A 15108-nucleotide genomic window follows, 5' to 3' on the forward strand; every position below is an offset into this window, starting at 1 on the left:
ACGATTTTCATTTTAAAATATATCAACCACAGAGCACACAGAGAAAATATTCATTGTAAATTTAGTCCCGAATTGTCGGGACAAAGTTAGCATTTAAAATTTGCATTTTGAAATGATAATTGATAATTTTGCAATTAATCCTCTGTGTCCTCTGTGGTTTAATCCTTTAGTTTTAATCTTGCCGCAAGCCTTATCGCCTCAAGCATGCTTGAGGGATTTGCCTTGTTCTTCCATGCTATGTCAAAGGCAGTGCCGTGGTCAGGCGAAGTTCTTATTATTGGAAGCCCGACAGTCACATTCACCCCTTTTTCAAATTCAAGCATTTTAAAAGGAATTAGCCCCTGATCATGATACATGCATACGACAATATCAAAATCCCCTCTGTATGCCTTGTGAAATACAACATCAGGCGGATAAGGGCCTGATGCGTTAATGCCTTTTTTGCGCGCTTCATTGACAGCCGGGGTAATTAATTTTATTTCCTCAGTTCCAAGTATGCCTGTCTCTCCTGCATGGGGATTTAAGCCTGCAACTGCAATACGGGGTTTTCTGATGCCAAGCATGTCCATCCCCTTTTTTGCATGGAGGATTGTTTTGAGCACGAGTTTTTTATTGAGCAGGCCGGGCACATCTTTTAGCGGCACATGTATTGCGGCAAGGATTATTTTTAATTTCTCTCCGGCGAACATCATTGAAAAATCTTTTGTCCCGGTAAGTTCAGCCAGAAGTTCCGTATGCCCGGGCCAGCGAAAACCCGCAAGCTTCAGGGATTTTTTTGATACGGGAGCTGTGACAATGGCATGAACATCTTTTTTAAGTGCAAGCTCAACCGCCTTTTTTACATAACTTACAACAGCCGTGCCTGCTTCCGCTGATGCGGAACATTTTTTAAACGGCTTAGAGGATTTGACGCCGAGCACTTCAATTTTTCCCGCTTTTGGTTTTGAATTTGTGATTTTTAAAAGTGGCGTGACTTCAAGTGAAAGCCCTGTAAGCCTCACTGCCTTTTTGATTATCTCAATATCGCCGATAACTATTGGAGTGCAGAAGTTTCTTATTTCAGCGCAGAAAAGCGCCTTTACGATTATCTCAGGCCCTATGCCCCCGGGCTCGCCCATTGTTATGGCTATCTTTTTCATCGTATAAGAAATTATAAAAATTTAGCCACAGATTTTCACAGATTTTCAAAAATATTTTTATGTTTTTATGCTTTTTCTGTGTAAATCTGCGTAATCTGTGGTTAATTGAGTGTTTGTTTTTTTAATTTATTTTAGGCAATGCCACTATCGCATCCATCTCTATCTGAATGTCCATCGGCAGGCGTCCTGCCTGAATTGTTGACCGTGCGGGAGGTTCATCCGTAAAATATTTTTTATACACTTCATTAAATCTTCCAAAATCATCCATATCCGCAAGGTAGCAGGTAACTTTTATTACATCTTTCAGACTGGCACCTGCCTCTTCAATAATGGTCTTTATATTATTAAGGGTTATCTCTGTTTCCTCTTCAATAGTTCCTCTCAGTATTGTACCTGTTTCAGGGTCAACAGGCCCCTGCCCTGAGATATACAACAAACCATTGTGAATTACTGCCTGAGAATATGGTCCTTTTGGCGTCGGTGCTTTATCCGTATAAAGTATTTTTTTGGGCATGGCTTACCTCTTCCTGATTTTTTTTGCCTTCTCAAGCACGTCAAGCGCCATTTTCTTTTTGTATTTTTTTAATGCCTTTGAAAGAGACGGGTTTCTAAACTGCAAAATCTGGGCGGCTAAGATGGCGGCATTTTTTGCGCCTGCTTTTCCTATTGCCATTGCCGCAACTGGTATGCCCGGGGGCATCTGGACCGTTGAAAAAAGCGCATCAACTCCCTTAAGCGGAGAAGAGTCTATGGGCACGCCTATCACAGGAAGTATCGTATGTGCGGCAATAACGCCTGCAAGATGCGCGGCTGCGCCCGCGCCCGCAATTATTACCTCAACACCTTTTTCCTCTGCGCCTGCGACAAGCTGGACCACTCTCTCAGGACTCCTGTGTGCAGAGGCCACGGTAATGTCATATGGAATATTAAACTGCTTAAGAATCTTTTCTGCCTCCTGCATAATCGGCAAATCAGAATCACTGCCAATGATGATTAAAACTTTCGGTTTCATGTAGTAACCTCCTTAAAGGGTTCCAGGATTCAAGGATTCAAGGGGTCAAGTGAATTTATTAATACGTTTTTTGCAGTTCACTTGAATCCATGACCCCTATGCCCCTTGACCCCTATTTTTAATCGCTTTATCCCCTATATCTTTTCTGTAATGCATCCCGTCAAAATGAATTTTCTCAATTGCCTTGTAGGCATTTTTCTTAGCTGTCTGGATGTCTTCCCCGAGCGCAGTCACACCGAGAACCCTTCCGCCTGAGGTGACAATCTTTCCATCGGCAGAGCTTGTTCCTGCATGAAAGACCACTGTATTGTCATTATCTTTTAATGCATCAAGTCCTGTGATTACTTTGCCCTTTTCATATGCGTCAGGGTATCCTTTTGAAGCTATGACAACACAGACAGAAACATTGTCTTTCCACGAAACCTTGACATCCTTAAGCTTTCCCTCTGCAGTTGCATTCAGCATATCAAGAAAATCGCTCTCAAGCCTCATTAAAATAGGCTGTGTCTCCGGGTCGCCGAACCGGCAGTTAAACTCAAGCACATATGGTTTCCCTTGGCAAATCATAAGACCGGCATAAATCACGCCCCTGTATTTTATGCGCTCTTTTGCAAGCCCCTTTATCAGGGGATTTATCACGGTCTTCATGACATTTGCCTGTAAATCTTCAGTTACAACGGGCGCCGGGCTGTAAGCGCCCATGCCGCCTGTATTCGGTCCCTTGTCGCCGTCAAAAATCGTTTTGTGGTCCTGAGAAGTAGCAAGAGGGATGACTGTCTTGCCGTTAGTCAGAATCATAAAAGAAGCCTCTTCCCCAATCAGGCACTGCTCCACTATGACCTTATTGCCTGCGCTGCCGAATACCTTATCCTTCATGATTAATTTGAGGGAATTTATCGCCTCATCCGCTGTTTTGCACACAAATACGCCTTTGCCTGCGGCAAGCCCGTCTGCCTTAATTACAACCGGAGCGCCTTTTAGCCTTATGTATTCCACTGCCTGCGAATAAGATGAAAATGTCTTATATTCGGCAGAAGGGATTCCGTATTTGCGCATGAAGTCTTTTGCAAACACCTTGCTTCCCTCAAGTCTTGCGCCTGAGGCATTGGGACCGAAAATCCGGCGTTCTTCCCTGACAAATACATCAACAATGCCTGCGGCAAGCGTGGCTTCAGGGCCGACGACTGTTAAATCAACCCCTTCGTATTTGACAAAGTTCAGCAGTGAATCAATGTCATCTGCCTTTATATCAAGACATTCAGCAATCTCTGCAATGCCCGCATTGCCCGGCGCGCAGAATATCTTATCAATTCTCCGGCTTCGGCTCAGCTTCCATACGAGGGCGTGCTCACGCCCCCCGCTTCCAATGACAAGAACCTTCATTATATCTCCTTAAGAAATTTCAAAATGCTCAATGCAAAATTAGCATTTCAAATTTGCAATGATTATTGTTAATTTTACAATTTGCAATGTTTTGTTAGTTAATGTTTAAAATGCCTCATTCCGGTAAACACCATTGCCATATTGTGCTCATCCGCCGCTGCTATAGCATCATTGTCCTTGATTGAGCCGCCGGGCTGAATCACCGCTGTCACGCCCATTGATGCAATGTAGTCAATTCCGTCCCTGTTCGGGAAAAACGCATCAGAGCCGACGACCGTGCCTTTGAGCGAGCCGAGCGCCTTCATGGCGCCGAGTTTTGCGGAGTCCACCCTGCTTGTCTGACCGACTCCGATTCCCACCGCGCTGTTTTTTGTAGCGTATATGATTGCATTTGATTTCATATGCTTGCAGACCTTCCATGCAAATGACAAGGCGGCATATTCATCGTCAGTAGGCTTTCTTTTTGTAACCGCTTTCAAAGCCCTGATGTTATTCACCATGCCTGTATCCCTTTCCTGAACAAGCAAGCCTCCCTGAATTTTTCTCATATCAATACCCGTGGGGTTTTGCGAGATATCAAGCACGAGCAGTCTGATATTCGGTTTTTCATTTAGAAGCATCAGGGCATCTGAGTCAAACCCGGGAGCTATGATTATTTCAACAAAAAGCTTCAGTATCTCCCTCGCAGTCGCCGGATTCACATTTTTGTTTAATGCAATTACGCCCCCGAAGGCAGAGAGCGGGTCAATCTCATATGCCTTTACATATGCAGTTTCAATTTTATCGGCAGTTGCAACACCGCATGGATTATTGTGCTTGATAATTACTGCTGCCGGCTCCCTGAATTCCCGCACAAGGTCTATTGCCGATGCCGAATCAAGGTAATTGTTATAGGACATTTCCTTGCCCTGCAGTATCTTGGCGTCAACAAGGGAGAGTCCTTTGTAAAGAGGCTCTCTGTAGATGGCTGCCTTCTGATGCGGATTCTCTCCGTATCTTAAATCTGCTACCTTTGAGAAAGTCTGGTTAAGATGATGCGGAAAAGTTTCCGCGGACTTTAAAAATGCCGCAAGATGATTGGAAATAATGGTGTCATACCGGGCGGTGTGTGAAAATACCTTTTGCGCCAGATAGAATTTTGTGTCATGACTGATGCCGCCGCCCTTAAACTCTTCAATAATCTTTTTGTAATCCGCAGGGTCCACCACCACGGCAACGTCTTTGAAATTTTTTGAAGCTGCCCTGAGCATTGTGGGACCGCCTATATCAATGTTTTCAATTGCCTCGTCAAAAGTTACATTGGGCTTTGACACCGTGGCCTCAAAAGGATAGAGATTAACAACTACCATGTCTATGGGCTTGATGCTGTGTTTGTTTATGTCCTCCATGTCTTTTTTATGATCCCGCCTTGAAAGAAGCCCTCCGTGAATTTTCGGATGCAGGGTCTTAAGCCTTCCGTCAAGCATCTCAGGGAATCCTGTGTAGTCGGAGACCTCCGTAACCTGAAGGCCGGCCTCGCGCAATGCCTTTGCCGTGCCTCCGGTTGACAGAATTTCTACTCCCATTGCGGATAATTCTTTTGCAAATTCTACAATACCGTTTTTGTCCGATACGCTTATTAAGGCCCTTTGAACCTTGCTCATTTTTCCTCCTGAATGTCAGTTTTAAATTTCAACTTGCAGCTTTAAGTAAAGGCACATATATCCTCAAAATCTTTAGAAAGCAACAAGATTTTTAGATGCCATACTGCAAAGCATTTAAAAGTTTTTTCTTATAAATTTTAGTCGTTTGGAAATTGCAGTATGGCATGTTCAGTGGGGTTGCACAAAGCTTTTTTTGACATACATGCCTTTACCTTGCAATTTCTATCCTATAAATACCCGCCTTCCATAATGCTGACATATCTTTCGTCAGTCACAATCACATGGTCTAAGACATTGATGCCCACAATCCTGCCTGTTTCAATAAGCCGTCCGGTTATCTCAATATCGTTTTTGCTCGGGCTCGGGTCTCCGCTCGGGTGATTGTGGATGAATATCACTGAGGCCGCCGCCTCTTTTATCGCATGCCTGAAGACCTCCCTTGGATGAACAAGGGAGCTTGTCAGGGTGCCCACGGAAACAGTTGCGTCCTTAAAAATCCGGTTTTTAATATCAAGCATGGCGCATAAAAACATTTCCTTCTTCTGACCGAAAAACTTGTGTCTGTAGTAATCGTACACATCCCTGCTGTGCTTGACGCCCTGCGTCTCCCGGCTATTTTCTGCGGAATTTTGAAGCATGCGCTTCCCCAGCTCAAGCGCAGCTTTTACCTGAGCTGCCTTTGCCCCGCCTATGCCTCTGACTATTGAGAGTTCAGCCGCAGAGGCGTCTGATATTTCCCTCAAGCCTTTGAATTCCGACAGCAGTTCACGTCCCAGCTCAAGGGCGCTTTTGTTCTTTCCGCCGGTTCTTAATATTACTGCAAGAAGCTGTGCGGTGCTTAGTCCCCCGGCCCCGAATTTAAGGAGCCTTTCCCTCGGTCTTTCATCCTCAGGCCAGTTTTTTATGCTTTTGTATTCCACGTCAAAAATGTCCCCTAATGATTCTGAAAAAATTTAACCTGTATTTCCCAAGACACTTTTCTGTATTGCAATAATTTTATTAATCCCGGATTCCGCCAGTTCAAGGAGCCTTTGAAACTGTTCCTTGTCAAAAGGCATGGATTCGGCGGTGCCCTGAACTTCAATAAATTTCCCCGAGCCGGTCATTACTATGTTCATATCAACCTCTGCAGTTGAGTCCTCTGCATATGACAGGTCCAGCAGCGGCTCTCCGTCCACAATACCGACGCTTACAGCCGCAACAAAATCCTTAATGGGGTATTTTTCAATTATGTTGTTTTTCATTGCATATGTTACAGCATCCGAGAGGGCGATAAACGCGCCTGTTATTGCCGTAGTCCTTGTGCCTCCGTCTGCCTGAATGACATCACAGTCAAGCCAGATGGTGCGCTTCCCGAGCAGGTCCATATCCATGACTGACCGCATGGTCCTTCCGATAAGTCTTTGTATCTCATGGGTTCTTCCGCCGACTTTTCCGGTTGTTGCTTCTCTCGTTATCCTTGTAGGTGTTGAACGCGGTAGCATGGAGTATTCGGCTGTAACCCATCCCCTTTCCAGCTCTTTAAGAAACGGGGGCACCCTGTCTTCTATGGAAGCAGTGCAGATGACTTTTGTATTGCCTGCTTCAACTAAAACAGAACCCTCGGCGGTATTTAAGAAATTTCTCGTGATTTTAATGCTTCTAAGTTCATTGGCAGCCCTTTTGTCAGGACGCATAATACCCTCCTAATTTTTGTACCCGTATTGTCTAAACATAACCACAGAGAACACAGAGAAAATATTCATTGTAAATTTATTCCCGACCTGTCGGGACAAAGTTAGCATTTAAAATTTGCATTTTGAAATGATAATTGATAATTTTGCAATAAAAAACTCTTTGCGCCCTCCGTGGTTTCATGTTTTTGCCCTCTTTTCCATAAAACTTTTTTAACGGGATGAATCTTCAAAGACCTTTCCGGAAAGCGGCGCCGAGAGGTCAATATGTCCGCCGAGGCTGTCTGTGTTTTTGCTGTCCATCAGTATTTTCATAGCGGTCAGATCAGGTATATTTTCCCTGAGGCTTTTATACAGACCCTCAATAATGCTGTATTCCTCAGACGCATCGCCTTTGAAAGATTTTTTAAGCTCACTGCTTAAATCAATGTAAAAGATACTGTCTTTGTCCATTGACACCGCGATTATTTTAACATCATAGGACATAATATTTTTCTTAACTGAGTTTTCAATGTCTGTAAGAACAGTGTCGTCAATAAGTTCTTTACCCTCTCCGGCTGTTAAAATTTCTTCAACCGTTTTTTCTTTTCCCCATGGATATTTTTTTGCTTCTTCTTTTGCCGCAATGTCCGCAATGAAAGGGAGTTCAAGTGCAAGCCTCGGTTTAAAATAAAAATAACTTCCCAGCGCCCCAGCCGTAAATACTGCAAAGGCAATAAGCAGATAAGTCCAGAAATTAGCTCCGGTTTTGATTCGCCTGATTCCCTTCATAAAAATAAATGCCTTTTAAAATAGTATTTACCAGCATTTTTTTAAATTCAGTTTCATAACCGGACTCCCCAAAAGACGGCAGTTCAATTATCAGGGCTGCCGCCTCAATCCCCGAGAGTACGCTGTATGGCAGAGGCGTTACTGATACCATATTGGCGCCCAAATTTTCCCTGACGGCCTTCTGCATAGACTCCATGAGAGCCGATGTTTTTGAGATAAAAGGTCTCTGTCCTGCGGAAACGCCTTCATCCATGGGGGGGCTTCCCGATAATACAGGAGTATATAATACAATATCCTTATGTCTGCCGGTATGGAGGCTCAGGAAGATTTCGCCTTTTTTATTGTTTGAGAAAGCGGCGCGTTCTGCCAGGGGTATAATCTGGTCGCCGTTTCTTGTAAAAAGGCACTGCGCTCCTCCTTTTACAATTAAGGCCCTGAGTGTTTTGGCAAGGTCTAAAACAACGTCTTTTTCCCTGTAATTGCCTGCAATCAAACCATACTCATAGCCTCCATGTCCCGGGTCTATGATGATTATTCTGGTCTTAAGTGGAATTATTTTATCCTTTACCTCGTCTTTTTTCTCCTCAATCTTTATGTCCTGATAGACATCAATAACCAGTCTGGGCGGGGATTTTAGAAATGCGGTTTTAAATTGCTTGAAATCTTTTGGAGAAAACACCACGGTGTTTCTTACGGTTTTATAGGCAAACGGAAGTTCAACATCCTCCAGCGAGAATCCGGGACCCTGAAAATGGACCACAATATCCTGCCCCCTCTGGTTGACAATGCCTTTTGATATCAAGGCTTCAGGCCCCTCCATGACAATCCTTACAAACTCAGGATGCCTGCTGCCCCTTAACTTTATCTGGGGGAGTTCTGCAGACTGAATGCCATGAGGGATGAAAGAAATAACAAGCAGGAAAATTATGAATTTTAAATTTATGCGTTTCATGGCAAGATATTACCATTTTCTGAGGACTTATTGCATTATGAAACTTATTGACAAAATTAAGGTTTTTATGATATTCACTAAAAGCGTCATTGGTTTTTTCGTAGTACGATACATCAGGAGGTGAGCAGCATGAATTCCCAGCAGGTTCTTCTGGTAGATGACGAGCAGCAGATACTGCTCAGTTACAGCTTGATTTTGCGAAGCTCTGGTATTGCAAATGTCCTGACGGTTCAGGACAGCCGGCAGGTTATGCCTTTGCTTGGCAGACAGGATGTGGCAGTAATTATATTAGACCTTATTATGCCGCATATCTCAGGGATTGAACTCCTGTCTAAAATCAAACAGGAATTCCCTCAGATTTCGGTCATTGTCATGACTGCGGTAAATGATCTGGACAAGGCTGTGGAGTGCATGAAGGAAGGCGCAGGGGATTATCTTGTCAAACCGGTTGAAAAAAGCAGATTTGTTTCATGTGTTAAAAAGACATTGGAACTTATAACTCTGCGGGATGAGGTCTCTGCTCTTACGCAAAAAATTCTTCACGGGCATCTGGAGCATGAAGATTTTTTTGCACCTGTAGTTACAGTCAATAAAAACATGAAGGCTATTTTCTATTATGTTGAAGCAATTGCAAAATCCGATAAGCCGATTTGTATTACCGGAGAGACTGGAGTAGGGAAGGAGTTAATCTCAAGGATAATACATAATGTGAGCGGGCTTAGCGGCGAATTTATTCCGGTAAATGTGGCAGGGCTTGACGATCCGGTATTTTCAGATACTTTATTCGGTCATAAAAGGGGCGCATATACAGGCGCTGATAAGGACAGAAAGGGTTTAATTGTCCAGGCATCCGGGGGTACTTTGCTGCTTGATGAAATAGGCGACTTGAGCAGTACGGCTCAGGTTAAACTGCTGCGCCTGCTGGAGGAAAAAACATATTACCCTCTCGGCTCGGATACCCCGGGAACCAGTTATGCCCGGATTCTTGTCAGTACAAATAAGGACCTGAAGAAACTGATTTCAGAGGGCAATTTCAGAAAGGACCTGTATTTCAGGCTCTGCACCCATCATGTCCACATTCCGCCTTTGCGGGAGAGGCGTGAGGATATTCCCTTGCTGATTGAGCAGTTTATTGCGGAGGCGGCAGGGTCTGTGAATAAGAAAAAACCGGTATATCCGCGCGAGCTTATAACGCTTCTTGTAAACTATGATTTCCCGGGCAATGTCCGCGAGCTTCAGGCTATGATTTTTGATGCCGTTGCACAGCATAAGTCTGGAATACTTTCTCTGGAGAGTTTTAAGGAATTTATCAAAAACAAGGGGATAAATTCCAAAATTGACCCGGCGGTTTCATTGCCTGATGCAGTGTCAGGGCTGAATATCACCGGCCAATTTCCAACCATGAAAGAAGCCGAGGAATTTCTGATAGAAGAGGCGCTGAAACGTGCAAACGGCAATCAGGGGATTGCGGCATCGCTTCTGGGCATTACCCGTCAGGCGCTGAACAAAAGACTGGCAAGGAATGCTGTATAAATCCGCTTCCTTATTTGTCTATCCCGTATTTTTTCAGCCTGTGCCTGAAGGAGCGGAAGGAGAGGCTGAGGAGTTTTGCGGCGTCTGTTTTTATCCCGTGAGCCTTCTCAAGCGCCTCCATGAGATATGCCTTTTCCATGTCTTCAATCATATCTTCAAAGTTTATGCCTCCCGAAGGTATTGCAATGTGTTCTCCCGCGGAGGAAGCGGTCCTTATTTCCTCGGGCAGATGCTGAGAATCAATAACCTCACTGTCGTGAAGCAGCAGCGCCCGTTCAATTATATTTTCAAGCTCCCTTATGTTTCCTTTCCACATATAATTCATAAGGACTTCAATTGCATTCTGTGAAATCTGTTTCTTCCCGCCTGCATATTTTTTTATGAAATTATCAACTAACAGGGGGATATCCTCTCTGCGTTCCCTGAGGGGCGGGATTTTCAGCGACAGCACATTGAGCCTGAAGTAAAGGTCTTCGCGGAAACGTCTTTCGCTGATGAGGGTAAGAAGATTTTTGTTTGTCGCTGAAATAATCCTTACGTCAACTCTTACATCCGATGTGCTGCCGACCCTGCGGAAGGTCCCGTCCTCAAGGACCCTGAGTAGTTTTGCCTGGAGCGCGACGGGCATTTCTGCAATTTCATCAAGGAAGATAGTTCCTTCATCTGCAAGCTCAAACAGCCCCTCTTTATTGGATACTGCGCCGGAAAAAGCGCCTTTTATATAGCCGAAAAGCTCGCTCTCAAGAAGTCCCTCAGGAATAGCGGCACAATTAAGCGTGACGAATCTGCCGGTTTTTCTGGGGCTCAGGTTATATACGGCCTTGGCGATAAGTTCCTTTCCCGTGCCGCTTTCACCGGTAATAAGCACATTGGCGCTGCTTGACGCATATTTGGTCAGCATTGAGAAAAGCTCAAGCATCGCGGGGCTCTTGCCCACCATATTTTCAAAGGAAGCGGTTCCTAACTGCTCTTTTAAAATGGACAGGTCGGTCTGCAATCTCTTTTTTTCAAATGCATTTTTTATGACAAGCCTGATGTCATCCATCTTAAAGGGCTTTTGGATGTAGTCAAAGGCCCCGAGCTTCATGGCCTCTACTGCGGATTCAGGAGTGCCAAATGCAGTGATAATCACGACTACGGTGTTAGGCGCTATTTCCTTTATGTTCTTGAGAAGGTCAATGCCGCTGAGTTTGGGCATTTTCATGTCTGTTATCACAAGGTCAAAGATATCGTCTTTCATGATGTCAAGGGCAGTCCTGCCGTTGTCAGCGGCAGATACGCTGAAGCCTTCGCTTTTAAGGAATATCTCCAGTATCTCCCTTATGCTTTTTTGATCATCAACGACTAAGACTTTGCCTTTAATAGCTTTTGTCATATCTGCAGTTTTCAATTATTTGCAGGCAGCATTACCCTGAATGTTGTGCCGTCGCTTTTGGATTTAACCATAATCCTGCCTCCGTGCGCTTCCACAATTTTTTGCGTTATCGCAAGCCCCAGCCCTGTTCCATTATCCTTTGTGGTGAAAAAGGGATAAAATATTTTGTCTATGTTTTCCTGATTGATTCCTGTGCCGGTATCCTTAAATAAAATCTCTACCGTGCTGCTGGTTTTCCTTGTGCTGATGCTTATATTTCCTCCGTCAGTGACAGCGTCAAGCGCATTGATGCCGAGATTCCAGAAGACCTGTAAAAGCTGTTTCGGGTCCCCTGTAATGAGCATCTGCCCCTCAATATCCTCGGATATAGTAACATTTTTCTTGCCTGTTTCTGAACTGCGCAAAAGCGTGGCAACGTCACTCAGGTACTGATGTAAATCAAAGGAAGTCTTATTCGGTTCCTGCGGTTTTGCATACAGCAAAAAGTCAGTAATGATTGCATTCAGTCTGTCCATTTCTGAAAGCGCTATCTGCATGAGGTGGTCCGCATATTCGCTTGAAACCTTTTTTTCACGGAGCATATCAATGGAGGCCTTAAGCGATGCAAGCGGGTTTCTGAGTTCATGCGCAATGGATGCTGAAAGCTCTCCTATGAAGGCCCACTTTTCCTTTTTTTTGACCTCTGCCTCCATTGCCTTGAATTCTGTCAGATCCTGAAAAACACCGATTATCCCTATCTGTTTTCCCAGGCTGTCCTTAAGCGCCGATATCCCCATCCCTACAGGAACAGAACGACCGTCTACTATAACCGTACCCTCAATCCTCTCCAAAGACACTCTTTTTGAGCCGCCCAGAAAAGGGAATATTTCCGAAGTATCTTTGCCCTCTACGCTGTCAAAACTGCATTTAAGGATTTTCTGCGCAGAGGTATTGAAGGTAACGATCTTCCAGTTCAGGTCTGTTGTAAAAACGCCGCTTGTCATGCTTTCAATTATGTCCCTGCTGAAGACCTTCAGGTCGCTTAAGATTGTATTTTTTTCTTCAAGACTGCGGGTGGTCCTGTACAGTTTTTCAGAATGATAACCGCTTAGAAAGGCGACAAGGTAGAAGATGGTAATGTGAGAGAAAATGTTATAAAAGTAATCTTTTTCCATAAAAACAATATCAGTGGTGACAGGCAGTATGCCTGCAAACTGAAGTGTTATAAGCAGTCCGTACATGCAGCTGCTGAGTGTTGCCGCAGCATAGCAGGCGCGGCGGTTGAGCATTATCGCCGCTGAAATTATGCTGACAGGAAACAAAAACGAAAACCAGCTTGCCAGACCTCCTGTCAGATAAAGAAGAATTGTCTCGGCAAGGATATCAATCACAATCTGGGTGTATGCAAAGATGATATACTGGGAGATATTTTTTATCTGCCGGAGAAAAAGTATGTAGATTGCCGTCAGCAAATACAGCAAAATCACAAAGTAGGAAAATACGACCGGCTGTGCAATTGTGCTGAAACCGATTTTCGGGAGATAATATGAACCAAGCAGGACGGTGACCAGCACTGCCCTGAGAAATATCAGATATGTAAGTTTTCTTACAGCCTCTTGCATGAATGGTTTGTGTTTAATTCTAATCTGCCGTACCTCCCTTCTGTCAAGCCGCTCCGGATTTTAGCAGGGCTTTTGAGGGCTTATTTAGAAAGAAATCATTTAGCTGGATAATTATCGCACTACTGACAAAAAATGTCAGTTATGACAAATCATTTATAGCGTACAAATAAATTACAAAGGCAAAACTCATTGAATTTTTTAAATTTTTACCAAATAAACCTGCTGGTATAAAAAATGCAAACATAATAAATGTGATGCAGGTCATAGCACAAAAGAAGTAAATAGGAGAAAATGATAGTAGCAGGCTGGTTTTGTGACAATGTAAAAATGCAGAAGGAGGAGAAAAAAATGAGATTTAAAATAATAAAAGGATTTACACTTGTTGAGCTGACAGTCATTATTGTGATAATCGGCGTTCTTGCCGCATTTGCGGTGCCGAGATACCGTGATGCGGCTGAGCGTTCAAAGGCAAGGGAGGCGTTTAATTATCTTGCCTCGGTTAGGGCTTCTCAGGAAAGATTCCATGCACGTCAGCACACATATGCAGGCGCTATAACAAGCATGGACATGAGGATGGGCGCGCCCAAGTATTTCAAAGTGGGGCAGGTCACAGCAGGCAATTCCGGCAACATTGAGGATTCATGGTCGCTTACGCTTACACGTCAGGGTTCAACAGCAGGTTATGGCGCATATACGGTCACATTTACAGAGCAGGGATTTGATGTGACAAGCAGTATGATTGCTGCATTGCCTGAAATCAATCCGATGTGAACATAACACAGTGTTTTACGGTTTCCCCGTTTAACCCATCCCCCCCCAGCCAGTTAAATGGGGAAACCTTTTTTAATCTTCAGGATTAAAAATAAATCTCCTGCGTATGCCGTTAATGTTGAATTGAGATAACCATATTAAATTCATACAGTATGAGAAGCAGATACATCAATATCAAAAACAGCACACCAATACGTGCGGCTTTGACATTTTTAAAGAGGCAGAAAAATACAACTGCAAAGCTTGTGATAAAAAATTTTGAAATGATAAAAGTCAAGACCCCGTGCTTAAGAAGAAAGGACATTACCGGATTGGCCTCGTCAGCCGAGCCTTCATAAATCATAGAAAGGGTCAGAAAAGCGTCAATACAGTTAAGGAGCAGAAGTAAAAGGAGAAACACCAGAAGTCTTGAACTGAACCTGTCCATAAATAAATATATTTTTTTGTCATTTTTTCTTCTTGCGGTTTTCCTTCTGCCGCCAATAAATGTGTGCCTGCAGAAAATCGGCGTAGGAAATCTCCGCCTGTCTCTGATGATTCTTTTATCCCCGGGAAGATTCATTAAAAATTTATCAATGCAAATTTACCATTTTAAATTTGCAATTTGAAATGCTGATTGATGATTTTGCAATAATAAGTTTCAGGAACTCTGTCCTTAGAGCATACCCTTCGTTGACGGTATGCCCTTTGTTTTGGGATGTATCTCAACTGCGCTTCTTAATGCCCTGCCGACGCCTTTAAATACTGCCTCAAAAATGTGATGCGGGTCGCGGCCGTAAAGAAGCATTATATGGAGATTCATGCCTGCGTGATTTGTCAGCGACCTAAAGAAGTCCTCAAAGATAGACATGCCGGCGCCTTTTAAGGTGCTGTCTTTGGGCGGTTTGACTTTGTAGATGAGGTATGGTCTTCCACTGAGGTCTATGACTGTCTGCACAAGGCTTTCATCCATGGGCGTAAGCGCCTCGCCGTAGCGCCTGATCCTGAGTTTTTGTCCAAGGGCTTTTTTGACTGCCTCGCCAAGCACAATGCCTATGTCTTCAATTAAATGGTGGTAATCAACTTCAATATCGCCTTTGGCCTCTGCGTTAATGTCTATATGTCCGTGCTTGGCCATGAGGCTCAGCATATGGTCCAGAAACGGAATTGAGGTGTTTATCTTATAGTCTCCTGTGCCGTCAAGGTTAATGCTGATTCTTACGTTCGTTTCTTTGGTCTTTCTTTCAACTTTTGCCTTTCTCATTTATAACCCCCT

15 protein-coding genes are annotated in these 15108 nt (G+C 43.9%); 2 read left to right on the plus strand and 13 right to left on the minus strand.

Annotated elements, in window-relative coordinates; translation table 11 throughout:
• Nucleotides 1-158 precede the first annotated feature (158 nt).
• The 9 genes from pdxA to HZA10_08475 all read right to left on the minus strand — a co-directional run bounded on the left by pdxA (nt 159) and on the right by HZA10_08475 (nt 8573).
• The gene (pdxA, locus tag HZA10_08435; GenBank protein MBI5196335.1) at nt 159-1139 is read right to left on the minus strand and encodes a 4-hydroxythreonine-4-phosphate dehydrogenase PdxA; all 981 of its coding nucleotides are present in this window, start codon (nt 1137-1139) and stop codon (nt 159-161) included.
• Nucleotides 1140-1260: 121 nt separating this feature from the next.
• Nucleotides 1261-1653, minus strand: coding sequence for a RidA family protein (locus HZA10_08440; protein ID MBI5196336.1), 393 nt, complete (start codon nt 1651-1653; stop codon nt 1261-1263).
• A gap of 3 nt (nt 1654-1656) precedes the next feature.
• A complete protein-coding gene (gene purE / locus HZA10_08445; GenBank protein ID MBI5196337.1) occupies nt 1657-2151 on the minus strand; it encodes a 5-(carboxyamino)imidazole ribonucleotide mutase in 495 nt (164 codons plus the stop codon).
• A gap of 96 nt (nt 2152-2247) precedes the next feature.
• On the minus strand, nt 2248-3534 hold the full coding sequence (gene purD / locus HZA10_08450; protein ID MBI5196338.1) for a phosphoribosylamine--glycine ligase: 1287 nt from the start codon (nt 3532-3534) through the stop codon (nt 2248-2250).
• Nucleotides 3535-3632: 98 nt separating this feature from the next.
• On the minus strand, nt 3633-5177 hold the full coding sequence (purH, locus tag HZA10_08455; protein MBI5196339.1) for a bifunctional phosphoribosylaminoimidazolecarboxamide formyltransferase/IMP cyclohydrolase: 1545 nt from the start codon (nt 5175-5177) through the stop codon (nt 3633-3635).
• A 227-nt stretch (nt 5178-5404) separates the two neighbouring features.
• Nucleotides 5405-6097 (minus strand): DNA repair protein RadC, encoded by a 693-nt coding sequence (gene radC / locus HZA10_08460; protein MBI5196340.1) that lies wholly within the window; start codon nt 6095-6097, stop codon nt 5405-5407.
• Between the two features lie 33 nt (nt 6098-6130).
• Entirely contained in the window at nt 6131-6853 is a 723-nt protein-coding gene (gene rph, locus HZA10_08465; protein MBI5196341.1) for a ribonuclease PH, read from the minus strand.
• A gap of 210 nt (nt 6854-7063) precedes the next feature.
• Nucleotides 7064-7621: a GerMN domain-containing protein gene (locus HZA10_08470; GenBank protein MBI5196342.1), complete on the minus strand. Its 558-nt coding sequence runs from the start codon at nt 7619-7621 to the stop codon at nt 7064-7066.
• Nucleotides 7587-8573 carry an N-acetylmuramoyl-L-alanine amidase gene (locus HZA10_08475; protein ID MBI5196343.1) on the minus strand — a complete coding sequence of 329 codons (987 nt, stop codon included), beginning with the start codon at nt 8571-8573 and terminating at the stop codon, nt 7587-7589. The genes HZA10_08470 and HZA10_08475 overlap by 35 nt, the downstream gene beginning before the upstream one ends.
• Before the next feature lie 129 nt (nt 8574-8702).
• Between HZA10_08475 and HZA10_08480 the strand changes: the two genes are divergently transcribed.
• Nucleotides 8703-10106: a sigma-54-dependent Fis family transcriptional regulator gene (locus HZA10_08480; protein ID MBI5196344.1), complete on the plus strand. Its 1404-nt coding sequence runs from the start codon at nt 8703-8705 to the stop codon at nt 10104-10106.
• 10 nt (nt 10107-10116) lie between these two features.
• Here the strand turns inward: HZA10_08480 and HZA10_08485 are convergent, their stop codons facing one another.
• Nucleotides 10117-11469, minus strand: coding sequence for a sigma-54-dependent Fis family transcriptional regulator (locus HZA10_08485; GenBank protein MBI5196345.1), 1353 nt, complete (start codon nt 11467-11469; stop codon nt 10117-10119).
• A gap of 23 nt (nt 11470-11492) precedes the next feature.
• Nucleotides 11493-13082, minus strand: a complete 1590-nt coding sequence (locus HZA10_08490) for a PAS domain S-box protein (protein MBI5196346.1) — start codon at nt 13080-13082, stop codon at nt 11493-11495.
• A gap of 348 nt (nt 13083-13430) precedes the next feature.
• Here HZA10_08490 and HZA10_08495 point away from each other — a divergent pair, with 348 nt between their 5' ends.
• Nucleotides 13431-13853: a prepilin-type N-terminal cleavage/methylation domain-containing protein gene (locus tag HZA10_08495; protein ID MBI5196347.1), complete on the plus strand. Its 423-nt coding sequence runs from the start codon at nt 13431-13433 to the stop codon at nt 13851-13853.
• A gap of 112 nt (nt 13854-13965) precedes the next feature.
• On the opposite strand, the gene HZA10_08500 is transcribed toward HZA10_08495, so the two are convergent.
• Together HZA10_08500 and hisB are read right to left on the minus strand one after the other, a co-directional pair.
• Nucleotides 13966-14415 carry a hypothetical protein gene (locus HZA10_08500; protein MBI5196348.1) on the minus strand — a complete coding sequence of 150 codons (450 nt, stop codon included), beginning with the start codon at nt 14413-14415 and terminating at the stop codon, nt 13966-13968.
• A gap of 93 nt (nt 14416-14508) precedes the next feature.
• Nucleotides 14509-15096 (minus strand): imidazoleglycerol-phosphate dehydratase HisB, encoded by a 588-nt coding sequence (gene hisB / locus HZA10_08505; protein ID MBI5196349.1) that lies wholly within the window; start codon nt 15094-15096, stop codon nt 14509-14511.
• Between the last annotated feature and the right edge of the window lie 12 nt (nt 15097-15108).

The sequence above is a fragment of the Nitrospirota bacterium genome (assembly GCA_016212185.1).
Classification (GTDB): domain Bacteria; phylum Nitrospirota; class Thermodesulfovibrionia; order UBA6902; family DSMQ01; genus JACRGX01.